Annotated in this window: 32 protein-coding genes; 28 read left to right on the forward strand and 4 right to left on the reverse strand. The window is 43.0% G+C overall.

Going from position 1 to position 19525, the window contains the following annotated elements:
- Positions 1–5: 5 nt before the first annotated feature.
- The 26 genes from rpsS (at position 6) to carA (ending at position 14263) form a co-directional block, all read left to right on the forward strand.
- Positions 6–284: a 30S ribosomal protein S19 gene (gene rpsS, locus DYADSP32_RS22415; protein WP_149240672.1), complete on the forward strand. Its 279-nt coding sequence runs from the start codon at positions 6–8 to the stop codon at positions 282–284.
- Between the two features lie 55 nt (positions 285–339).
- On the forward strand, positions 340–729 hold the full coding sequence (gene rplV / locus DYADSP32_RS22420; protein ID WP_149240671.1) for a 50S ribosomal protein L22: 390 nt from the start codon (positions 340–342) through the stop codon (positions 727–729).
- Positions 730–748: 19 nt separating this feature from the next.
- On the forward strand, positions 749–1591 hold the full coding sequence (rpsC, locus tag DYADSP32_RS22425) for a 30S ribosomal protein S3 (protein ID WP_149240670.1): 843 nt from the start codon (positions 749–751) through the stop codon (positions 1589–1591).
- 47 nt (positions 1592–1638) lie between these two features.
- Positions 1639–2064 carry a 50S ribosomal protein L16 gene (gene rplP / locus DYADSP32_RS22430; protein ID WP_149240669.1) on the forward strand — a complete coding sequence of 142 codons (426 nt, stop codon included), beginning with the start codon at positions 1639–1641 and terminating at the stop codon, positions 2062–2064.
- 42 nt (positions 2065–2106) lie between these two features.
- The gene (gene rpmC / locus DYADSP32_RS22435) at positions 2107–2298 is read left to right on the forward strand and encodes a 50S ribosomal protein L29 (protein WP_149240668.1); all 192 of its coding nucleotides are present in this window, start codon (positions 2107–2109) and stop codon (positions 2296–2298) included.
- A gap of 17 nt (positions 2299–2315) precedes the next feature.
- Positions 2316–2579, forward strand: coding sequence for a 30S ribosomal protein S17 (gene rpsQ, locus DYADSP32_RS22440; RefSeq protein ID WP_149240667.1), 264 nt, complete (start codon positions 2316–2318; stop codon positions 2577–2579).
- 3 nt (positions 2580–2582) lie between these two features.
- The gene (rplN, locus tag DYADSP32_RS22445; protein ID WP_026631237.1) at positions 2583–2951 is read left to right on the forward strand and encodes a 50S ribosomal protein L14; all 369 of its coding nucleotides are present in this window, start codon (positions 2583–2585) and stop codon (positions 2949–2951) included.
- A gap of 48 nt (positions 2952–2999) precedes the next feature.
- Positions 3000–3341, forward strand: coding sequence for a 50S ribosomal protein L24 (gene rplX / locus DYADSP32_RS22450; RefSeq protein ID WP_149240666.1), 342 nt, complete (start codon positions 3000–3002; stop codon positions 3339–3341).
- 82 nt (positions 3342–3423) lie between these two features.
- Complete coding sequence (rplE, locus tag DYADSP32_RS22455) at positions 3424–3984, forward strand: 50S ribosomal protein L5 (protein ID WP_149240665.1); 561 nt, start codon at positions 3424–3426, stop codon at positions 3982–3984.
- A gap of 25 nt (positions 3985–4009) precedes the next feature.
- Positions 4010–4279: a 30S ribosomal protein S14 gene (rpsN, locus tag DYADSP32_RS22460; protein WP_149240664.1), complete on the forward strand. Its 270-nt coding sequence runs from the start codon at positions 4010–4012 to the stop codon at positions 4277–4279.
- 78 nt (positions 4280–4357) lie between these two features.
- Entirely contained in the window at positions 4358–4756 is a 399-nt protein-coding gene (gene rpsH, locus DYADSP32_RS22465) for a 30S ribosomal protein S8 (protein WP_149240663.1), read from the forward strand.
- Between the two features lie 20 nt (positions 4757–4776).
- Positions 4777–5334, forward strand: a complete 558-nt coding sequence (rplF, locus tag DYADSP32_RS22470; RefSeq protein ID WP_149240662.1) for a 50S ribosomal protein L6 — start codon at positions 4777–4779, stop codon at positions 5332–5334.
- A gap of 46 nt (positions 5335–5380) precedes the next feature.
- Complete coding sequence (gene rplR, locus DYADSP32_RS22475; protein ID WP_149240661.1) at positions 5381–5734, forward strand: 50S ribosomal protein L18; 354 nt, start codon at positions 5381–5383, stop codon at positions 5732–5734.
- A gap of 15 nt (positions 5735–5749) precedes the next feature.
- Positions 5750–6265 (forward strand): 30S ribosomal protein S5, encoded by a 516-nt coding sequence (gene rpsE, locus DYADSP32_RS22480; protein WP_149240660.1) that lies wholly within the window; start codon positions 5750–5752, stop codon positions 6263–6265.
- Between the two features lie 34 nt (positions 6266–6299).
- A complete protein-coding gene (gene rpmD, locus DYADSP32_RS22485; RefSeq protein ID WP_149240659.1) occupies positions 6300–6479 on the forward strand; it encodes a 50S ribosomal protein L30 in 180 nt (59 codons plus the stop codon).
- 14 nt (positions 6480–6493) lie between these two features.
- Positions 6494–6940: a 50S ribosomal protein L15 gene (rplO, locus tag DYADSP32_RS22490; protein WP_149240658.1), complete on the forward strand. Its 447-nt coding sequence runs from the start codon at positions 6494–6496 to the stop codon at positions 6938–6940.
- Between the two features lie 64 nt (positions 6941–7004).
- Entirely contained in the window at positions 7005–8318 is a 1314-nt protein-coding gene (gene secY, locus DYADSP32_RS22495) for a preprotein translocase subunit SecY (protein ID WP_149240657.1), read from the forward strand.
- Between the two features lie 5 nt (positions 8319–8323).
- Positions 8324–9121: a type I methionyl aminopeptidase gene (gene map / locus DYADSP32_RS22500; protein WP_149240656.1), complete on the forward strand. Its 798-nt coding sequence runs from the start codon at positions 8324–8326 to the stop codon at positions 9119–9121.
- 12 nt (positions 9122–9133) lie between these two features.
- Complete coding sequence (infA, locus tag DYADSP32_RS22505; protein WP_015813810.1) at positions 9134–9352, forward strand: translation initiation factor IF-1; 219 nt, start codon at positions 9134–9136, stop codon at positions 9350–9352.
- 42 nt (positions 9353–9394) lie between these two features.
- Complete coding sequence (gene rpmJ, locus DYADSP32_RS22510; protein ID WP_090341197.1) at positions 9395–9511, forward strand: 50S ribosomal protein L36; 117 nt, start codon at positions 9395–9397, stop codon at positions 9509–9511.
- Positions 9512–9515: 4 nt separating this feature from the next.
- Entirely contained in the window at positions 9516–9893 is a 378-nt protein-coding gene (gene rpsM / locus DYADSP32_RS22515) for a 30S ribosomal protein S13 (RefSeq protein WP_149240655.1), read from the forward strand.
- A 43-nt stretch (positions 9894–9936) separates the two neighbouring features.
- On the forward strand, positions 9937–10332 hold the full coding sequence (rpsK, locus tag DYADSP32_RS22520; RefSeq protein WP_149240654.1) for a 30S ribosomal protein S11: 396 nt from the start codon (positions 9937–9939) through the stop codon (positions 10330–10332).
- An 83-nt stretch (positions 10333–10415) separates the two neighbouring features.
- On the forward strand, positions 10416–11021 hold the full coding sequence (gene rpsD / locus DYADSP32_RS22525; protein ID WP_149240653.1) for a 30S ribosomal protein S4: 606 nt from the start codon (positions 10416–10418) through the stop codon (positions 11019–11021).
- A gap of 130 nt (positions 11022–11151) precedes the next feature.
- Positions 11152–12141, forward strand: a complete 990-nt coding sequence (locus DYADSP32_RS22530) for a DNA-directed RNA polymerase subunit alpha (RefSeq protein ID WP_149240652.1) — start codon at positions 11152–11154, stop codon at positions 12139–12141.
- 73 nt (positions 12142–12214) lie between these two features.
- Positions 12215–12970 carry a 50S ribosomal protein L17 gene (rplQ, locus tag DYADSP32_RS22535; RefSeq protein WP_149240651.1) on the forward strand — a complete coding sequence of 252 codons (756 nt, stop codon included), beginning with the start codon at positions 12215–12217 and terminating at the stop codon, positions 12968–12970.
- Positions 12971–13159: 189 nt separating this feature from the next.
- Entirely contained in the window at positions 13160–14263 is a 1104-nt protein-coding gene (gene carA / locus DYADSP32_RS22540; RefSeq protein WP_149240650.1) for a glutamine-hydrolyzing carbamoyl-phosphate synthase small subunit, read from the forward strand.
- 60 nt (positions 14264–14323) lie between these two features.
- Here the strand turns inward: carA and DYADSP32_RS22545 are convergent, their stop codons facing one another.
- From DYADSP32_RS22545 to DYADSP32_RS22560, 4 genes are all read right to left on the reverse strand, one after another.
- On the reverse strand, positions 14324–14626 hold the full coding sequence (locus tag DYADSP32_RS22545) for a thioredoxin family protein (RefSeq protein ID WP_149240649.1): 303 nt from the start codon (positions 14624–14626) through the stop codon (positions 14324–14326).
- A 152-nt stretch (positions 14627–14778) separates the two neighbouring features.
- Complete coding sequence (istB, locus tag DYADSP32_RS22550; protein ID WP_149239829.1) at positions 14779–15510, reverse strand: IS21-like element helper ATPase IstB; 732 nt, start codon at positions 15508–15510, stop codon at positions 14779–14781.
- A gap of 43 nt (positions 15511–15553) precedes the next feature.
- The gene (gene istA / locus DYADSP32_RS22555) at positions 15554–17218 is read right to left on the reverse strand and encodes an IS21 family transposase (RefSeq protein ID WP_149239828.1); all 1665 of its coding nucleotides are present in this window, start codon (positions 17216–17218) and stop codon (positions 15554–15556) included.
- Positions 17219–17325: 107 nt separating this feature from the next.
- Positions 17326–17703, reverse strand: coding sequence for a rhodanese-like domain-containing protein (locus tag DYADSP32_RS22560; RefSeq protein ID WP_414617980.1), 378 nt, complete (start codon positions 17701–17703; stop codon positions 17326–17328).
- A 127-nt stretch (positions 17704–17830) separates the two neighbouring features.
- Between DYADSP32_RS22560 and eno the strand changes: the two genes are divergently transcribed.
- Positions 17831–19102, forward strand: coding sequence for a phosphopyruvate hydratase (gene eno, locus DYADSP32_RS22565; RefSeq protein WP_149240648.1), 1272 nt, complete (start codon positions 17831–17833; stop codon positions 19100–19102).
- A 46-nt stretch (positions 19103–19148) separates the two neighbouring features.
- Entirely contained in the window at positions 19149–19490 is a 342-nt protein-coding gene (locus DYADSP32_RS22570) for a septum formation initiator family protein (RefSeq protein WP_149240647.1), read from the forward strand.
- Positions 19491–19525 lie beyond the last annotated feature (35 nt).

The following is a 19525-nucleotide window of genomic DNA, read 5'->3' on the forward strand; positions in this document are numbered from 1 at the left end:
AGAACATGGCACGCTCATTAAAAAAAGGACCATATATAGACTTTCGTCTGGACAACAAGATTCAGGCGATGAACAGCGCAGCTCGTAAGTCGGTAATAAAAACATGGTCACGACGCTCTATGATATCACCGGATTTTATCGGTCATACATTTGCAGTGCATAACGGGAATAAATTTATTCCTGTGTACGTAACTGAAAACATGGTAGGACACAAGTTGGGGGAGTTTTCTCCTACACGTAACTTCCGCGGGCATACAGCGAAAAAAGATAAAGGTAGAAAATAATTAGTCGACGATAGCTGGGTTTCGTCAATCGGAACCAGCCTATATCTGAAAGAACATGGAAGCAAGAGCTATATTAAGAAATGTGCCAACATCCCCTCGCAAGATGAGATTGGTGGCCGACATGATTCGCGGACAAAAGGTCAGCAAAGCGTTGGCGCTGTTAAAGTATCAACCTCAGGCTGCTGCACCTGTTTTGCATAAAGTTTTGCTTTCGGCAGTAGCCAACTGGCAACAACTGAACGAAGACACAAAGCTTGAAGATGCAGATCTGATTGTAAAGACCGTGTTTATCGATGGTGGGCGTATGTTGAAGCGTTTGCGCCCTGCACCGCAAGGAAGAGCACACAGAATCCGTAAGCGTTCGAACCATATTACGTTAGTAATTGACGAAGCAAAAGTTTCTGTAGCAAGCGCAGACAATGAAGCAGTAATCACCGAATCATAAGTAAAACGATCTATTTCGAATGGGACAAAAGGTTAATCCGATAGGTCTGAGACTAGGAATTGTCAGAGGATGGGACTCGAGTTGGTACGGAGGAAAGGACTTTTCTGACAAACTTGTTGAAGACGAAAAAATTCGTAACTATATAAAGGCTCGTATCCCCAAAGGATCGATTTCCAAAGTAGTTATTGAGCGCACTTTGAAGCGCATTACATTGACAATCCACACTGCCCGTCCAGGTATCGTTATCGGTAAAGGAGGAAGTGAAGTTGATAAAATCAAAGAAGAGCTTAAGAAGATTACAGGGAAGGATGTTCAAATTAACATCTATGAGATTAAAAGACCTGAAATTGATGCTAAACTGGTAGGTGAGGCTATCGCTCAACAGTTGCAGGCTCGTATTTCTTACCGTCGTGCCATGAAGCAATCCATTGCTTCTGCCATGCGGGTGGGGACACAAGGTATCAAAATTCGTCTTGCGGGACGTCTGGGTGGTGCTGAAATGGCCCGTACGGAAGAGTACAAGGAGGGACGTATTCCTTTGCATACCTTACGTGCTGATATTGACTATGCCATCTCAGAGGCACAAACAATCTATGGCAAAATAGGTATCAAAGTTTGGATCTTCAAAGGAGAATTGTATGGCAAAAGGGATCTGACTCCTAGCGCGGCTACTGCTGCTTCGGATAGAGCTGAAAGTCGTGCAGGCGGAGGAAATGAGCGTGGAGGAAACGACCGCGGCGGAAGAGGTGATAGAAGAGGCGGACGTGACGGTGCTCCACGTGGTGGAAGTGAAGGTGGTGGTAGCGAAGCGGATCGTCGTAAACGTAATGCAGGCAACACCAATAATAAGAAGAAGAAATAATCAGACATTTTCCGATTTGTAAGAGTCGGTTCAAATAGATTGAAATCATGTTACAGCCGAAAAGAACAAAATTTCGCAAGCAACAAAAAAACAAAGGTGCAGAAAAAGGTCTTGCCACGCGTGGTGCTGAAATCGCTTTCGGATCCTTTGCCATCAAGTCGCTTGAACCAGGCTGGCTAACAGCACGTCAGATCGAAGCAGCGCGTATTTCAGTGACGCGGGCTATGAAACGTGAAGGCCAGGTATGGATTCGTGTGTTCCCTGACAAGCCTATTACAAAGAAACCTGCAGAGGTTCGTATGGGTAAAGGTAAAGGAGCTCCTGAGTATTGGGTAGCTCCCATCAAGCCGGGAACAATCATCTTCGAAGCAACCGGTGTTTCACTGGAAACTGCTAACGAAGCATTGCGTTTGGCTGCACAAAAGTTGCCAATTAAAACAAAGTTCGTGGTACGTCGGGATTATCAGGAATAGGACTAACCCCGAATGTATTAAGAACGCTAATTATTAAAAGCAATGACTAGTAAAGAAATTAAGGATTTATCGCCGGACCAGCTGAAAGAGCAGGTCGCCCAGGAGAGAGAGCGCTTACTAAGGTTGAAATTTGCACATGCAATTTCTCCAATCGAAAACCCTTTGCGTATTCGCGCCTCACGTAAGGAAATTGCAAGGTTATTGACCGAACAGTCAGCGAAAAGTAACCAATAGAAAACAGCTAAGAAATTATGGAGGCAACAGAAAGAAATTTACGCAAAGAAAGAGTTGGTAAAGTAGTGAGCAACAAAATGGAGAAATCCTGTGTGATCACTGTTGAACGTAAAGTTAAACACCCCATGTACGGTAAGTTTATGACTAAAACTACCAAATTGATGGTGCATGACGAAAATAACCAGGTTGGTATCGGTGATACAATCAAAGTTATGGAAACCCGTCCGCTTAGTAAGAATAAGCGTTGGAGATTAATTGAAATCCTTGAAAAAGCTAAGTAACAAATGGTACAGCAAGAATCAAGACTGTCGGTAGCAGACAACAGTGGAGCGAAGGAAGTACTCGTAATTCGGGTACTTGGCGGAACTGGCAAACGCTATGCCTCAGTAGGCGATAAGATCGTCGTAACAGTAAAATCTGCTCTGTCTTCGAGCAACATGAAAAAAGGAACAGTTTCAAAAGCTGTGGTGGTACGTACCAAAAAGGAAGTACGCCGTAAAGATGGAACATACATTCGCTTTGAAGATAATGCAGCCGTTTTGTTAAACAATAACGACGAGCCGCGTGGTACTCGTATCTTTGGGCCAGTTGCCCGTGAATTGCGTGAGAAGCAGTTTATGAAGATCGTTTCCCTTGCACCCGAAGTGTTGTAAGAAATAAGAACAAACGTGTTTCATTGAACCGAAAAGAGAATATCTCAAATGGAAAGTAAAATCAAAAAAGGACCAGCTAAATTGCACGTGCGCAGCGGAGATACCGTAAAGGTAATTGCCGGCAATGCCAAAGGTGAAACTGGTCGTATAAAAACCATCATAGTAGATAAGTTAAGAGCTACTGTGGAAGGTGTAAACATGATCACAAAACATGTTAAGCCTAACGCACAGAACCCACAGGGTAGCATAGAAAAACTTGAAGGAACAATCCACATCAGTAATCTGATGGTGGTTGATTCCAAAACCGGTGAAGCAACCCGTACAGGACGCAAGGCGGACGATAAAGGAAAGTTACAACGGTTTTCGAAAAAGACAGGTAAGTTCTTGTAAGAAGCTACCGGGGTCGAATTACAGTTGTTAGTTTAATAAACAAGCGCGTGGGTCGGCAATCCACAATAACTATTTTAATACAATGGCACAGCCGAGACTAAAAGAAAAATATGTTGGTGAAATCGTTGACCAACTAAAGCAAAAGTTTGAGTACAAGTCAGTAATGCAGGTACCACGTTTGACAAAGATTGTGATCAACAAGGGTATTGGAGCAGCAGTTGCAGACAAAAAACTAGTTGATACGGGTGTTGAAGAGCTGGGCCTGATTACAGGACAAAAAGCAATAGCAACCCTATCCAAAAAGGCGGTTTCTAACTTTAAGTTGCGTGAAAACATGCCAATTGGAGCTAAAGTTACCCTTCGTGGTGACCGTATGTATGAATTCCTGGATCGGTTAACTTCCATCGCGATGCCACGTGTACGTGATTTCAAAGGAATCAGCGACAAAGGGTTCGATGGTCGTGGAAACTACACATTCGGGGTTAAGGAACAAATCATATTTCCTGAGATCTCTATCGAGAAAGTCAACAAGATCACAGGTATGGACATAACGTTTGTAACATCAACCAATTCTGACGAAGAAAGTTATGAATTGTTGAAAGCACTCGGAATGCCTTTCGCTAATGCAAGTAAACAAGGATAATTCTTAAGAATAAGATATACCGACAATGGCAAAAGAATCAGTAAAAGCACGGGACAGAAAGAAACAAGCATTGGTAGCTCGGTACGCTGAAAAGCGTAAAACGTTGAAAGCTGCTGAAGATTGGGTTGGCCTTGACAAGTTACCACGTAATTCATCACCTGTTCGCCTGCACAATCGTTGCAAAATTACAGGAAGACCTCGTGGATACATGCGTAAATTTGGAATTTCCAGAGTTCTTTTCCGGGATATGGCCTCAGAAGGCAAAATTCCGGGTGTTACAAAATCAAGTTGGTAGTAATACTTTCAATTCTGATTTCAATTACTTAACTTTGCACTCCCGTTTAAAAAGGGGTGTTTAAAACCAAGCATAAAAATGTTAACGGATCCCATAGCAGATTATCTAACCAGACTCAGAAACGCTATCAAAGCGAAACATAGGGTTGTAGAGATACCTGCATCCAACATAAAAAAAGAGATAACTAAAGTATTATTCGATAAAGGATATATACAGAGTTATAAGTTTGACGAAATCGGACCTCAGGGTGTGATCAAGATTGCTTTGAAGTACAATCCTGTCACGAAACAGTCTGCAATTGTTAAATTGGAGCGAGTTAGTAAACCTGGATTACGCAAGTACTCGGGTTCATCAACACTTCCACGCGTTCTGGGAGGTTTAGGCACGGTGATCATCTCTACCTCCAAAGGTGTGATGACAGACAAGGAGGCCAAAACGCTGAATGTGGGCGGTGAAGTGTTATGTTTCGTGTATTAATATTTTAAATTATTCAGGAAATGTCACGAATAGGAAATAAATTAATCGTTGTACCTGCCGGTGTTACAGTATCCGTTGCAGATGACAACCTGGTTTCGGTAAAAGGACCAAAAGGAACGCTCACACAGGCGGTGGATACGGATATGATCGTCGAAATCGAAGGAAATGAGCTTAAAGTAAAACGTCCTACTGAACAAAAGCGTCATAAAGCACTACACGGTTTGTACCGTTCATTGATCAATAACATGATCATTGGCGTAGACGCAGGGTATAAGAAGGAGCTTGAAATTATTGGTGTGGGTTACAAAGCCACTGCTTCTAACAATGTTCTTGAATTGCAATTGGGATATTCTCACAATATTTTCATGGCAATCCCGGAGGAGATCAAGCTTACTACGACTTCCGAAAAAGGTCAGAATCCAAAGGTTATATTGGAAGGAATTGATAAAGAATTGATAGGTTCTGTTGCTGCTAAAATTAAGTCTCTACGTAAAGTTGAGCCTTACAAAGGTAAGGGTATCCGTTTTGTTGGCGAAATTGTTCGTCGTAAAGCTGGTAAATCTGCATCTAAAAAATAGTGCGTAGCCACGGAATAATGTTATAAACAGTTAGATAAGATTAAAAATGGCTACCGCAAAAGTAGATAGAAGACAAAGACTTAAATACCACATTCGTAAGAAGGTGAAAGGTAGTGCTGAACGTCCCAGATTGTCTGTGTTTCGTTCAAACACCAGTATTTATGCTCAGATCATTGATGATGTTCAGGGAATCACCCTGGTAAGTGCATCTTCTATGGATCTTGGAGAGAGAAAAGAAAGTTCCAATGTTGAAGTTGCCCTTCAGGTAGGAAAGAAAATTGCTCAAAAAGCGCAGGAGGCAGGTATTCAGGCGGTGGTATTTGACCGTAACGGATATTTGTACCATGGTAAAGTTAAAGCATTGGCCGAAGGAGCTCGCGAGGGTGGCCTGAAATTCTAAGAATTAAGAAAGACTATGTCTACAAATACAAAACCTTCAAAGGTTAACGAATCCGAGCTTAAAGAGCGCGTAGTAGCGATCAACCGTGTTGCCAAAGTGGTAAAAGGTGGACGTCGTTTCAGTTTCTCTGCCATCGTGGTGGTAGGTGATGGAAAAGGTGTTGTTGGTTATGGTTTAGGAAAAGCAAACGAGGTAACTGATGCCATTGCAAAAGGAATCGACGATGCTAAAAAGAACCTGATTACCATACCCATGCTGAAGCATACGGTACCTCACCAAATGGAAGGAAAGTTCAGTGGCGGCTTCGTGTTGATTAAACCAGCTGCACCTGGTACTGGTGTACTGGCCGGTGGGCCAATGCGTGCTGTTCTTGAAAGTGCTGGTATTAAGGATGTACTTGCCAAGTCAAAAGGATCGTCCAATCCTCACAATGTAATTAAAGCTACCATTGATGCACTTTTGAAAATGAGAGCACCTCACGAAGTAGCCTTCCAGCGTGGAGTAAAATTGGATAAAGTGTTCAACGGATAGTCCCTGTCAGGATATCTTATACCTCAGAGTAATCATGTCAAAAGTACGTATTACACAAATTAAGAGTACCATCGATCGTCCTGAAAGACAAAAGCTTACAATGAAAGCTTTGGGATTGGGTAAAATGAATCGTTCGGTAGAAAAGGAAAATAGTGACGCCATTGCGGGGATGATTCGTAAAATAAGTCACTTGGTTAAAGTAGAAGAAATTTAATAAATACGAATAGTATGAATCTTAGTTCATTAAAACCGGCAGCTGGATCCGTAAAAACCGGAAAACGTGTTGGACGTGGTCAGGGATCCGGAAAAGGGGGAACTTCTGCACGTGGACATAAAGGAGCGCAGTCGCGTTCAGGTTATAGCCGTAAGCCAGGTTTTGAAGGTGGCCAGATGCCCTTGCAAAGACGTTTACCTAAATTTGGCTTCAACAATATTAATCGTGTTGAGTACAAAGCGTTGAATCTTGACGCAATTCAGTCCTTGGCTGACAAAACGAGTGCAGCTGTGATTACACTGGATTTGATTCGTGAGAACGGGCTTTGTTCTAAAAAGGACTTGGTTAAAATCCTTAGTCGTGGTGTAATTACATCGGCTATTGAGGTTCAGGCAAATGGGTTTTCTTCATCGGCAATTGAGGCGATCGAAAAAGCTGGAGGTAAAGCAGTGAAATTGTAACCTGGTTGGTGCAATTATTGAACGTCTATGTTTAATTATCGAATAGATAAGTGAGCCCGATAACATGAAAAGATTTTTTGAGACGATAAAACATATATTTGCAATTGAGGAGTTGAGAACACGTATTCTCAACACTCTTTTGTTTATAACCATCTTCCGTTTAGGGTCTTATGTTGCTTTACCAGGTGTTGAACCAGATCAGATGATCGCTTCAACCGAGGGTTTGCTGGGTTTGATTGATATTTTTGTAGGAGGCTCTTTTAGTAAGGCTTCTATTTTTGCGTTAGGAATCATGCCTTACATTTCTGCATCCATTGCGATTCAGTTGTTGACCATGGCATTACCCTATTTCCAAAAAATGCAAAAGGAGGGAGAGTCCGGGCGTAAGAAACTTAATCAGTTGACCAGGGTTCTGACCATTGTGGTTACACTGGTTCAGGGTACGGCATATCTCAATACAATGGTGCCAGATGAGGCATTGTTGGTACCAAGAAGTATGTTTAATATTTCATCCGTCTTTGTGCTTACAGCAGGTACTATGTTCTGTATGTGGTTGGGCGAGCGCATTACGGACAAAGGTATTGGAAATGGGATTTCCATGTTGATCATGATCGGTATTGTATCCAGGTTTCCAGGTGCGATATACAAGGAATTTGTTTCAAGAGGCAGTGGTCAGATATTGCTTTTTGTTCTGGAAATTGTAGCACTGTATTTCGTTATCATGGGTGCTGTCATGCTAACCCAGGCGGTTCGCAGAATTCCAATTCAATATGCCAAGCAGGTGGTTGGGAATCGGGTAATGGGAGGTCAGCGTCAATATCTGCCGTTGAAGCTGAATGCGGCGGGCGTAATGCCTATTATTTTTGCTCAGGCTTTGATGTTTATACCGTCCCTTGGCGCTTCTTATTTCGCAGAGAAGAGTGACTTTGCGGCCAATGTGGCAACGATATTTGCAAATTACGCAACCTGGCAGTACAATGCGTTGTTTGCTTTTCTGATTATTGTTTTCACCTTCTTTTATACTGCTATTTCGGTTAATCCTCAGCAAATTGCGGATGACATGAAACGAGGCGGAGGTTTCATACCAGGTGTTAAGCCGGGCCAGCAGACTTCAGAATATATCAGTTCAGTGTTGGACCGTATTACATTTCCGGGTTCATTGATGCTTGCACTGGTAGCTATTCTGCCCGCTTTTGCCAGTCTTCTGGGAATATCAAATGATTTTGGTCATTTCTTCGGAGGAACCTCCCTGTTAATCATGGTGGGTGTGGTGTTGGATACATTACAGCAGGTGGAAAGTTATCTGTTAATGCGTAGATACGAAGGATTGATGAAATCAGGACGTGTTACAGGCAGAACGGAAAGTGTTGCTATATAATTCTGATGATATACCTGAAAACCGAAGAAGAGATTGACCTGATAAAGGTAAGTGCCCAGGTATTAGGAAAGGCTCATGCAGAGGTGGCTCAATGGGTTAAACCAGGAGTTACAACAAAGAAACTGGATACAATAGCAGAAGATTATATCAGGGCTTTCGGAGGGATACCTTCTTTCAAAGGCTTTAATAATTTCCCCGCTTCTCTTTGTATATCTGTTAATGAAGTAGTTGTCCATGGATTTCCAAGCAATTATGAGTTGAAAGATGGAGACATCATATCCATTGATTGCGGGGTAAAGTTGAATGGGTTTCATAGTGACAGTGCTTATACATACCCGGTTGGGGAAGTTGCGCAGAATGTGATGGATCTCTTGTCAGCAACCAAGCGTTCACTTTATAAAGGAATTGAGCAGGCGGTGGACGGTATGAGAATTGGTGATATCGGCTATGCTGTTCAAAGTTATGTTGAAGATCTGGGTTATACCGTTGTTCGTGAGTTGGTTGGACATGGAGTAGGTAGAAATCTTCACGAAAGTCCGGAGGTTCCAAATTATGGCAAGAGAGGTAAGGGCGTTAGATTGAAAGAGGGTATGGTGCTTGCAATTGAGCCGATGATTAACCTGGGCGGCAAGGCAGTAATACAGGAGCGGGATGGTTGGACTATCAGGACCAGTGATCGTAAGCCATCTGCCCATTTTGAACACACCGTAGTAGTTCGTAAAGGTAAGGCTGAAATTCTGACGACTTTCGATTACATAGAGCAAGTAACAGCTAATACCAGCCTCATGGTTGAAGTTAAGTAATAAAAGCTAAGAATGGCAAAACAAGCATCAATAGAACAAGACGGAGTTATTTTAGAAGCACTCTCCAATGCCATGTTTCGTGTGGTTTTGGAAAATAAGCATGAAGTGATTGCCCACATTTCGGGTAAGATGCGGATGCATTATATAAAAATATTACCGGGCGACCGTGTTAAGTTGGAAATGTCTCCTTACGACTTATCAAAGGCAAGAATTACTTACCGGTACAAATAAAGGAGAAGATCACCTCAGTATTAACAATAAGTAACATTCAAGATGAAAGTCAAAGCATCAGTTAAGAAACGCAGTGTAGACTGTAAAGTTATACGCCGAAAGGGTAAAGTATACGTAATTAACAAGAAAAACCCACGGTATAAACAAAGACAAGGTTAATCATATGGCACGTATTTCAGGAGTTGATATCCCCGACCGTAAAAGAGGCGAAATTTCATTGACGTATATTTTCGGCATTGGTCGCAGTTCGGCAAAAAAGATTTTGAACAAAGCAGGTGTTGACATCGATAAAAAGGTGATCGACTGGAACGATGAGGAATCCGGAGCTGTTCGCGCGGTGATCGCAGGTGAATATAAAGTGGAAGGTGCGCTTAAGTCGGAAGTGCAATTGAGCATCAAACGTCTTATGGACATTGCTTGCTACCGTGGTCTTCGTCATCGTAAAGGATTGCCATTGCGTGGTCAAAGAACGAAGAATAACTCTCGTACTCGTAAGGGTAAACGCAAAACAATCGCGAACAAGAAAAAGGCTACTAAATAAACAATGAGTAGTGCGTGAAGGCGCATAACTTATTTCCCGAGCAATGGCACAAAACAAAAGAAAAGATAAAGCAAAAAAGAGAGTTGTTGTAGTGGAGTCGGTGGGTCAGGTACACATCAGAGCTTCTTTCAACAACATTATTATCTCTATTACCAACAACAACGGACAGGTTATCTCTTGGGCTTCGGCCGGTAAAATGGGTTTCCGCGGTTCTAAAAAGAATACTCCTTATGCTGCTCAAACAGCGGCTCAAAATTGCGCACAGGTTGCTTTTGACCTTGGAATGCGTAAGGCGGAGGTTTTTGTTAAAGGACCTGGATCAGGACGTGAGTCTGCGATTCGTACGATCCAAAATGCAGGTATAGAGGTTACTACTATTCAGGATATTACTCCGCTTCCTCACAACGGATGCCGTCCTCCAAAACGTCGTAGAGTTTAGTCTTAAAACAAATGCCCATTCGTAATTTGGACACTGGGGTTACAGAATGGTTTTAATTATTTCGAAAAAACAAAAAGTTTAAAATGGCACGTTACACAGGTCCCAAATCAAAGATTGCAAGACGTTACGGAGAACCCATTATGGGCCCGAGCAAGGCGCTTGCAAAAAAGAATTATCCTCCCGGAGTACATGGGAAAGGCCGCCGGTCTAAAAAATCTGAGTATGCTTTACAGTTAATGGAAAAGCAGAAAGTTAAATTCATCTATGGTATCCTTGAAAGACAGTTTCGTAATCTGTTCGAAAAGGCTTCTGTAAAGGATGGTATTACTGGAGAAAACTTGCTGAAATATTGCGAAGCGCGTCTCGACAATACCGTTTACCGGTTAGGTATCGCACCTACAAGGCGTGCAGCGCGTCAGTTGGTTTCCCACAAACATATTCTTGTTGATGGGGAAATCGTTAACATTCCTTCTTATTCTTTACGCCCAGGACAAATTGTTACTGTTCGTGAAAAATCCAAATCTCTCGAAGCCGTTACGGACAGCCTTGCTGGTCATAGCGCAAGAGGATTCAACTGGCTGGAATGGGATGGCAAGGAACTGACTGGAAAGTTTGTTACCTTCCCTGACCGTGAGTCTATTCCTGAAAACATCAACGAGCAGCTTATCGTTGAATTGTATTCTAAATAAAATCTTCATATTACTGGCACACCCCGTTTTGCGGGGCTGTGCTTTTTAGCCGGAATCGGCAATTTTGCGATCGCAAAGGTAACGGTAGCGTGATCAACTATCATTTACTACTATAAAAGGAGCAAGGACTATGTCAATATTAGCTTTCCAAATGCCTGATAAGGTCGTCATGGAAAAAGCAGACGACTTTCACGGGTTGTTTGAGTTTAAGCCTTTAGAGAAAGGATACGGCGTGACCATTGGTAATGCGTTACGTAGAATACTTCTTTCCTCTTTGGAAGGTTACGCCATTACGAGTGTGAAGTTCCCAGGTGTGCTTCACGAATTTTCTTCTATCGAAGGTATCGTTGAGGATGTTACAGAAATCATCCTGAACCTGAAAATGGTTCGTTTTAAAAAAGTTTCTGATTTAAATGAAAGCCGGATTGTGGTGAATCTTAAGAATGTTTCTGTGATCACTGCAGGCGACATTGGTAAGTTTACCAGTGCTTTTGAGGTTTTGAATCCGGATCAGGTAATCTGCCACATTGATGACAACAAGGAGTTCGAAATGGAGCTTTTGTTGGACAAGGGCAGGGGATATGTGCCAGCGGATGAGCCGAGAGCAAATGAACTGCCTTTCGGATATATTGCCGTAGATTCAATCTACACCCCTATAAAAAATGTGAAATACAGTGTAGAAAATACACGTGTGGAACAACGTACGGATTATGAGCGTCTGTTAATAGACATTCAAACCGATGGATCAATTCACCCGGAAGAAGCTTTGAAAGGAGCTGCCAATATATTGATTCAACACTTTATGCTTTTCTCTGATCAGACGATGACGTTTGAGAAGCAGAAGGCCGAGGAAGACAATCAGGTGGATGAAGAAATGTTGCGTATGAGAAAGCTTCTCAAAACATCGCTTTCTGAACTTGATCTTTCTGTACGTGCTTACAACTGTTTGAAATCAGCGGATGTGAAGTCGCTTGGTGATTTGGTAAGGCTGGAAATTTCGGACATGATGAAGTTCCGCAATTTTGGTAAAAAATCGCTTACCGAACTCGAACAACTGGTAGCAGACAAACAATTGGTATTCGGCATGGATGTGGCCAAATATCGCTTGGACGAGGATTGATTTAATAATTCCCCATAAGTATGTATTCTGAAGCGCGTGTTACGCTGCTCGAAGCAACTAAACAAAAACAATAATGAGACACGGTAAAAAAGATAATCATTTAGGTAGAACTGCATCACACAGGAAGGCAATGCTTTCCAACATGGCGGCTTCCCTGATTATCCACAAGAGGATTGAAACAACACTCGCAAAGGCGAAGGAACTCAGAAAGTATGTTGAGCCTTTGTTAACACGTGCGAAGGAAGATTCTACACACAACAGACGTGTGGTTTTTTCTTACTTGAATGACAAAGAATCTACCAAAGAACTTTTTGGAGTAGTTTCCGACAAGATCGCAGACCGTCCGGGAGGATATACGCGTATCATCAAATTGGGCAACCGTCTGGGTGATGCTGCAGAAACCTGTATGATTGAGCTTGTTGATTTTAACGATGCATTGCTTCTTGCTAATGCAGACAAGCCAGCTAAGACGCGTCGTAGCCGTCGTGGTGGTAAAAAAGAAGGTGCAGAATCAAGCACAGTTGCCGCACCGGTTGCTGAAGCGCCTTCTGCACCTGAGGTAGTTGCAGAAGGAGATGATTTGAAACTAATTGAAGGCATTGGACCGAAAATTGCTGATCTGTTGGTTGATGCAGGTATTGTGACTTTTGCACAGTTGGCTGCAACGTCAGCAGATACTATCAAGGAAATTCTTGAAAAAGCAGGTCCTCAGTATAACATTCACAACCCTGCAACCTGGCCAGCGCAATCGCAATTGGCTGCTGACGCGAAGTGGGACGAGTTGAAAACATTACAAGACGAATTAATCGCCGGTCGTGATAGTGAATAAGATGATATTCTTAATGTATTGTTGATATTAAAAAAGGGGTTAAACGTTTTCGTTTAGCCCCTTTTTATTGAACGCAATTCACTAATTTTGCAGCGCGAAAATTGAATAGAAATGTAAGGAGGTTTTCGGATGCTGGTATTTATAGCTCCCGGATTGCCTTGGATCACTTGAAAATTGAAAACAACGATAATGAATAAGAAAAAAGAAGCGCTTTTATTACTTGAAGATGGTACTGCATACAGAGGAATTGCTCTGGGTATAGATGGTACGACCGGAGGTGAAATCTGCTTTAATACGGGAATGACCGGATACCAGGAGATCTATACAGATCCTTCTTATTATGGTCAGATTATCGTAAACACGACTTCACATATCGGGAATTATGGTGTTCAGTTAGAGGATGAGGAAGAGTCGGCTTCGGTTAAAATTAAAGGGATGGTGTGTAATACCTTCTCGACGATCTATTCCCGTACTACGGCGGATTTTTCTTTGCAGCAGTATTTCGAAAGGGCAAAAATTGTAGGAATCAGTGATGTAGATACCCGTCATATCGTTCGCCATGTAAGGCAGAAGGGTGTGATGAATGCCATTATTTCCTCACAAATATTGGATGAAAAGGAATTGATGGCTGAGTTGCATAAAATTCCTTCCATGGATGGATTGGAGTTGTCGTCCGAGGTGACTACAAACGAGGCTTACTACGTAGGAAATGAAGGCAGCAGTTCCTGGCGCGTCGCCGTGATGGACTACGGTATCAAGAAGAGTATACTTAATAATTTGACTTCAAGAGGATGCTATTGCAAGGTATTTCCTGCGAAAACTCCTTTTGAGGAAGTCATGAAGTGGCAGCCCGATGGATTTTTTATCTCCAATGGACCAGGTGATCCGGCTGCGATGACTTATGCCGTGGACAATGTCACGCAGATGGTTAACACAGGAAAGCCATTGTTTGGTATTTGCCTGGGTCATCAGCTGCTCGCCTTATCGAGTGGGATCAATACCTACAAAATGCATCACGGTCACAGAGGACTGAATCATCCCGTCAAAAATATGCTTACTGGGTTGTGTGAGATAACATCGCAAAACCACGGCTTTGCGGTCAACCCTGATGAGATTGAAAGCCATCCCGACGTAGAGATTACACATGTTAACCTCAATGATAAAACGATTGAGGGAATCCGGAGAAAGGATTACCCGGCGTTTTCGGTGCAATACCATCCTGAGGCCTCACCGGGTCCCCACGATTCACGGTATTTATTTGATGACTTCACCAAATTGTTGTCTGCGATATAGCATACAAGTATTGGATATTTTAGGTAAGCTCCCTGATCGTAGATTGGGGAGCTTATTTTACTATAGCCGGCTGTCCAGCAGCTTCCTTAAATCCTTTTCTTCAAGATATCCTTTTTTACGCTCGAGCAGCTTCCCGTTTTTGTAAATCAGGAAAACAGGTATTTCGTCAATCCCCAATTCCTTCGCCAGGGCTTTATTTGAGTCGTAGTTAATGGTTACAATTTTTGCTTTCGAATTGTATTCCTCGGTTAGCTTCTTTACGGTAGGCATCATTTTGATGCAAGGCTCGCACCAGGGAGCATAAAAATCAATAAGCACGGTTTGCGCAGAAGTTGTAACACGTTTAAAGTCGGCGGAATTCATTCCTTTGGGGAGGGAAGCATCCTTAGGAGCATCTATCAGCTGGCCCGAAGACGTCCATTTAAGATAGCCACCTTTCTGGAAATTCCGGCGAAAGTGAGCCAGCGTTCCGGGAAAGTGAGCCAGTTCTTTTTTGGAATTGAAGTGTTGTAAATTTAGCTGTTTTTTATCTTTCTCAAAGAAGCTCCTTCGAGATTTATTCTGTGCGCGTTTGCTGTCAGTCTGTCACATATCGCATCAGCCAGGCTTGGGTCATTTATGTAATCATGCCAGTTTCCTACGGGCATCTGTGCGGTTATAATTGTTGATCCGGAAGCGTATCGATCCTCGAGTATTTGCAATAGGGCCATTTTGATGTCGTGGCTAAGCGGCTGTAAGCCGAAGTCATCGAGAATCAGGAGTTTGACTCGTGCAATTTGATTGAGCCATTTTAAGTAACTTCCATCCAGCCTGGCCAACGCAAGCTGCTCTATAAACCTGTTTATGGGGTAATAAAGTACTTTATGGCCTTTTACGCAGGCTTGCCTGCCGAGTGCACAGGCGAGATAGGATTTTCCACATCCCGTGGCGCCTGTGATCAGTACGTTTTCTGACTTCTCGATAAAGCTGCAATCGCTTAAACGGATTAACTGCTCGGACGTAAGTCCTCGTTCAGGCTTGCAATTCACCTGTTCAACATGTGCGCTGTACCGCAGTTTGGCAAGCTTTAGATACATCTGGGTGCGCTGCTGGACTCGCTGTTCTGATTCTGCCTCTGTAAGCATGGCAACCATTGTATGCGCTTCAGGCTGCTGGTGTAACGGCTGTTCAAGAATGGCGGAATACCGGCTCGCCATTCCTTGCAATTTTAGTTCTCTTAACTCTTCCCAGGTCTTGTTTGTATTCATTGTTATTTTTGTTTAAGTGAGGCAATTGATTCGTAAGGGCGTTTTATTCATACGCTCCGGCTCCCCTAATGTTTTCATGGTCAGGTGTCTGGAATAAGGTTGTCTGCATAAAATGGGGAGCTTTGTCAAGATTATTAGCCAGGATCTTCGTTAGTGTTTTATAACTAAAAGAACCGGAGGGTAGTGCTCTTTGACATGCTGACTCGAGGCGGTCATTACCATAGCTGCTGCCAAGCCGCAGGATACCACGGCATGAATTAAATGTTTGTTCGGTAAATTGCCGCCCTTTTAGAACACCTTCCATGTAACCCTGTGTGCATGGTCCTATCTGTGATGCTAACCGCAGGAAGTAATCACTGTCCCATCCCCTTTGCTGTGAATAGCTACGATGGTTCTCTGGCATGTGCTCTTTGAGCGTAGTATAACCATGCTGATTATAGAAGCGTTTATGAACAGCAATACGCTGATGATCAAGAAAGATCTCTACCGTCTGGGTATCATAAATAATGTTTACCTGCTTGCCTATATAGTGGTAAGGCACGCTGTAATGGTGCCAATCTTCTCCCAGGGTGACATGATAATTTTTCTGGACTTTGGCAGAAGTGCTGTGCTTTAAGGTAAACGGATTGTCTGCCAGCGGCTGAAGTAAATGCTGTTCCTGTTCGTTGAACTGCTGGCGGCGGCTGTAATTTTTTCCCTTGAAGTTCTTGTCATTATGTAGCTCGAGTTGATCTCGTATAGCGGCGTTAACTTCCTCGATATTACAGAAAATACGATCCCGTAAGGGAGCGTAAATGCGCTGATAGGCAATTTTTACGTGACCTTCTGCCGGCGCTTTATCTTTAGGTCTATATGGCCTTGCGGCAACCAAATCCATGTTGTTATGCAACGCCCATTGCTGCATAAGATCTGTAAAGGTCGGTTCGTAGCGATTGACCTTTTGGACCACCTGTTTCATGTTGTCGGTCTTCAGAGACAATGGGGCGCCTTTAAAATACCGAAGGCAGTTATTCAAAGCAGCCAACAAATAAGGAAGCCTGGCATTAGGCAGCGCTTCAACATAAGTTAAATTGCTGAAAGGAAGCACACAAACCAGTACCGGGCAACTTATTTGTTCACCGGTGGACTTGTCGAAATAGTGCATCATGCTGCCCGCAAAGTCCACCATGACAACCTCACCCGCCTTGTAAGTCGCATGGAAACTTGGCTGTAGAACTTTACCGAGTTCGTTAAGTTGATAGCAAAATTGGGAATAACGGTATCCCGCAGGATGTTTGTCAAAATATTCCTCCCAGAGAAGTTGGCGCGTGACACCGGTACGTTTAAGCTCTGAAAGAAAATAAGGTACTTGCTGGCGAAAATCTTCCTTCCGCTGGTCTTCATCCTGCACCGAGGGTGTACCAGAATATAGAATGGCAGACAAGCCTGCATCGTTAAGGGCTTGAAGTTCCTTGAAGCTGTGCGTGCTCTGAAGTAAGCGTTCACGATAATATTTAACCGTGTTACGGGAAAGATTAAGTTGCCTGGATATTTTACGTTCGGAAAGATTCCGATCCAGCAACTGTATGATCATGCGCAGTGTCTGCATTGAAGTAACTTTGTTTGCCATCCGTTGCTTTTGTTTTTCACAAAAGATGGTGGTTATAATTACTTCAATACCAAAATACAACTGGCTCACTTTCCCGGAATAACTTTGAAGAGCAATCACAAGTGGCTCAATTATGCCGGAATGTCAGTAGTCCCGATTGGCGCAAGTTGCCGGAATAGCTGTAAAAACCTTCCGATAAAGTGGCTCAAGTTCCCGGAATTACTGGCTCAAGTTGTCCGGAATAAGTGGCTCTCTTTGCTCCGGAATATCCAACCTTTCATGTCATAGATTTCTCTGAAGCCATTTTCTTTAAGAATAGTGGCAGCCGCAGCACTTCTTACCCCACCCAGGCAATAGACAAACACAGGCTTGTTTTTATCTAGTGATTTAATCTGCTCCCGAAACGCGGGATTTTTATAATCCAGATTAGCCGCTTCCGACAAATGGCCCTGTGCAAACTCGGCAGGGGTGCGGACATCAAGCAACTGTTCTCCTTTTATTGCTGATAGCTTGTTCTTAAATTCTTCCGCTGTAAGTAGCGTTTGCGCGTTTCCGTAAGTCCCGAACAGCAATATGCCTGTAAATAATATAAGAATATTTTTCATAATCTGTCTTAGGTTTTTTTTGTCCTTGTAAATTTACCTTAAAATGTTTTGTGGTTTAAGGAAGACAATTTTTTTGTGTTATTTTGTACTGATAAATTATCATTTCAAATCAAAACCACAGCGGCAAATGAGTACGATTCAGTCAGTACATGCAAGACAAATTCTTGATTCAAGAGGAAATCCGACAGTAGAAGTAGATATACGTACCGAGAATGGTTATTTGGGACGGGCAGCCGTACCTTCCGGCGCTTCTACGGGTAAGCATGAGGCTGTAGAGCTTCGTGACGATGACAAGAGTGTGTATGTGGGAAAAGGAGTTTTGAAGGCTGTCGAAAATGTAAATGACATTATTTTCCCTGAACTTATAGGTTGTTCCGTTTTCGAGCAAAACCTGATAGATAAAATTATGCTTGAATTGGATGGTACACCCAACAAAAGTAAGTTGGGAGCCAATGCAATTCTGGGTGTATCTCTGGCTGTGGCGAAGGCTGCTGCGCAGGAGGCTGGCCTTCCACTCTATCGGTATGTAGGTGGAACCAATGCAAATACGCTTCCTGTTCCCATGATGAACATTCTGAACGGTGGGAGTCATGCGGATAATTCTATCGATTTTCAGGAATTCATGATTCTTCCGGCCAAGGCTGATACTTTTAGTGAGTCACTGCGTATGGGCGTCGAAGTTTTCCACACTCTTAAAACGGTATTGAAGAGCAAGGGTTACTCCACAAATGTGGGAGATGAAGGAGGGTTTGCACCCAATATTAAATCCAATGAAGAGGCTATCGAGGTCGTTCTTCAGGCGATTGAAAAGGCTGGTTACAAGCCTGGGGAAGATATTTTTATTGCCATGGATGCAGCGGTTTCTGAATTCTATGAAAATGGACTATACCATTTCAAAAAATCGGACGGACGCAAGCTATCTTCAGACGAAATGGCAGACTACTGGACGCAATGGGTAGCTAAGTATCCGATCATTTCTATCGAAGACGGAATGGATGAGGATGACTGGACAGGATGGAAAACACTTACCGAGTCCATTGGTAAAAAATGTCAGCTGGTTGGGGACGATCTATTCGTTACAAATGTGACTCGTCTTCAGCAGGGAATTGAATCGCAAATAGCCAATGCAGTACTGGTTAAGGTGAACCAGATTGGATCTCTGACAGAAACAATCGATACCGTGAACCTGGCCAAGAGAAATAGTTACAAGACCATTATGTCGCACAGGTCAGGTGAAACGGAAGATTCTACGATTGCTGATCTTGCAGTTGCCTTGAACACGGGTCAGATCAAAACGGGGTCTGCATCACGGTCGGATCGTATGGCTAAGTATAATCAATTACTACGTATTGAAGAAGAACTAGGTGAAAGCGCATATTTTCCCGGGTTGAAATTCTGATTAAATATTACCGGGGCCATCGGGTCCCGGTATTTTTTTCTGCTCCATGTCTGATTCGAAAAAATCTTCTTACTGGCTATTCGATTGGTTGCGCAAGTTCTATACCGGAACCTTTGTGTTTTGGCTTGTCTGGATTTTGTTTCTGGACAATAACAATTTAAAAGTTGTGCTGTCCAACAGGATGAAAATGAAGGCATTGGAGAGGGAAAGAGATGTTCTCCTGGAGAAAATTGCTGACGTAAAAAAGGAACGGAGTGAGGTTTTGGGTAGTCCTAAACTACTCGAAAAATGGGCCAGGGAAGAATATTTGATGCGACGCCCCAATGAAGACGTTTTTGTGATTGTGGACGAAAACAACATGCCTCTTGAAAGCAGGCAGAAAGAATAACCTTCTAAGTGTTGCTGATGAATACGGGCACGTTC

Origin of the sequence: Dyadobacter sp. 32 (genome assembly GCF_902506755.1) — a bacterium.
Taxonomy (GTDB): Bacteria; Bacteroidota; Bacteroidia; order Cytophagales; family Spirosomataceae; genus Dyadobacter.

Excerpts from the sequence above, each read along its gene's own strand:
- rpsS (WP_149240672.1), top strand. The coding sequence starts at position 6 with ATGGCACGCTCATTAAAAAAAGGACCATATATAGACTTTCGTCTGGAC.
- rplV (WP_149240671.1), top strand. The coding sequence starts at position 340 with ATGGAAGCAAGAGCTATATTAAGAAATGTGCCAACATCCCCTCGCAAG.
- rpsC (WP_149240670.1), top strand. The coding sequence starts at position 749 with ATGGGACAAAAGGTTAATCCGATAGGTCTGAGACTAGGAATTGTCAGA.
- rplP (WP_149240669.1), top strand. The coding sequence starts at position 1,639 with ATGTTACAGCCGAAAAGAACAAAATTTCGCAAGCAACAAAAAAACAAA.
- rpmC (WP_149240668.1), top strand. The coding sequence starts at position 2,107 with ATGACTAGTAAAGAAATTAAGGATTTATCGCCGGACCAGCTGAAAGAG.
- rpsQ (WP_149240667.1), top strand. The coding sequence starts at position 2,316 with ATGGAGGCAACAGAAAGAAATTTACGCAAAGAAAGAGTTGGTAAAGTA.
- rplN (WP_026631237.1), top strand. The coding sequence starts at position 2,583 with ATGGTACAGCAAGAATCAAGACTGTCGGTAGCAGACAACAGTGGAGCG.
- rplX (WP_149240666.1), top strand. The coding sequence starts at position 3,000 with ATGGAAAGTAAAATCAAAAAAGGACCAGCTAAATTGCACGTGCGCAGC.
- rplE (WP_149240665.1), top strand. The coding sequence starts at position 3,424 with ATGGCACAGCCGAGACTAAAAGAAAAATATGTTGGTGAAATCGTTGAC.
- rpsN (WP_149240664.1), top strand. The coding sequence starts at position 4,010 with ATGGCAAAAGAATCAGTAAAAGCACGGGACAGAAAGAAACAAGCATTG.
- rpsH (WP_149240663.1), top strand. The coding sequence starts at position 4,358 with ATGTTAACGGATCCCATAGCAGATTATCTAACCAGACTCAGAAACGCT.
- rplF (WP_149240662.1), top strand. The coding sequence starts at position 4,777 with ATGTCACGAATAGGAAATAAATTAATCGTTGTACCTGCCGGTGTTACA.
- rplR (WP_149240661.1), top strand. The coding sequence starts at position 5,381 with ATGGCTACCGCAAAAGTAGATAGAAGACAAAGACTTAAATACCACATT.
- rpsE (WP_149240660.1), top strand. The coding sequence starts at position 5,750 with ATGTCTACAAATACAAAACCTTCAAAGGTTAACGAATCCGAGCTTAAA.
- rpmD (WP_149240659.1), top strand. The coding sequence starts at position 6,300 with ATGTCAAAAGTACGTATTACACAAATTAAGAGTACCATCGATCGTCCT.
- rplO (WP_149240658.1), top strand. The coding sequence starts at position 6,494 with ATGAATCTTAGTTCATTAAAACCGGCAGCTGGATCCGTAAAAACCGGA.
- secY (WP_149240657.1), top strand. The coding sequence starts at position 7,005 with ATGAAAAGATTTTTTGAGACGATAAAACATATATTTGCAATTGAGGAG.
- map (WP_149240656.1), top strand. The coding sequence starts at position 8,324 with ATGATATACCTGAAAACCGAAGAAGAGATTGACCTGATAAAGGTAAGT.
- infA (WP_015813810.1), top strand. The coding sequence starts at position 9,134 with ATGGCAAAACAAGCATCAATAGAACAAGACGGAGTTATTTTAGAAGCA.
- rpmJ (WP_090341197.1), top strand. The coding sequence starts at position 9,395 with ATGAAAGTCAAAGCATCAGTTAAGAAACGCAGTGTAGACTGTAAAGTT.
- rpsM (WP_149240655.1), top strand. The coding sequence starts at position 9,516 with ATGGCACGTATTTCAGGAGTTGATATCCCCGACCGTAAAAGAGGCGAA.
- rpsK (WP_149240654.1), top strand. The coding sequence starts at position 9,937 with ATGGCACAAAACAAAAGAAAAGATAAAGCAAAAAAGAGAGTTGTTGTA.
- rpsD (WP_149240653.1), top strand. The coding sequence starts at position 10,416 with ATGGCACGTTACACAGGTCCCAAATCAAAGATTGCAAGACGTTACGGA.
- DYADSP32_RS22530 (WP_149240652.1), top strand. The coding sequence starts at position 11,152 with ATGTCAATATTAGCTTTCCAAATGCCTGATAAGGTCGTCATGGAAAAA.
- rplQ (WP_149240651.1), top strand. The coding sequence starts at position 12,215 with ATGAGACACGGTAAAAAAGATAATCATTTAGGTAGAACTGCATCACAC.
- carA (WP_149240650.1), top strand. The coding sequence starts at position 13,160 with ATGAATAAGAAAAAAGAAGCGCTTTTATTACTTGAAGATGGTACTGCA.
- DYADSP32_RS22545 (WP_149240649.1), bottom strand. The coding sequence starts at position 14,626 with ATGAATTCCGCCGACTTTAAACGTGTTACAACTTCTGCGCAAACCGTG.
- istB (WP_149239829.1), bottom strand. The coding sequence starts at position 15,510 with ATGAATACAAACAAGACCTGGGAAGAGTTAAGAGAACTAAAATTGCAA.
- DYADSP32_RS22560 (WP_414617980.1), bottom strand. The coding sequence starts at position 17,703 with ATGAAAAATATTCTTATATTATTTACAGGCATATTGCTGTTCGGGACT.
- eno (WP_149240648.1), top strand. The coding sequence starts at position 17,831 with ATGAGTACGATTCAGTCAGTACATGCAAGACAAATTCTTGATTCAAGA.
- DYADSP32_RS22570 (WP_149240647.1), top strand. The coding sequence starts at position 19,149 with ATGTCTGATTCGAAAAAATCTTCTTACTGGCTATTCGATTGGTTGCGC.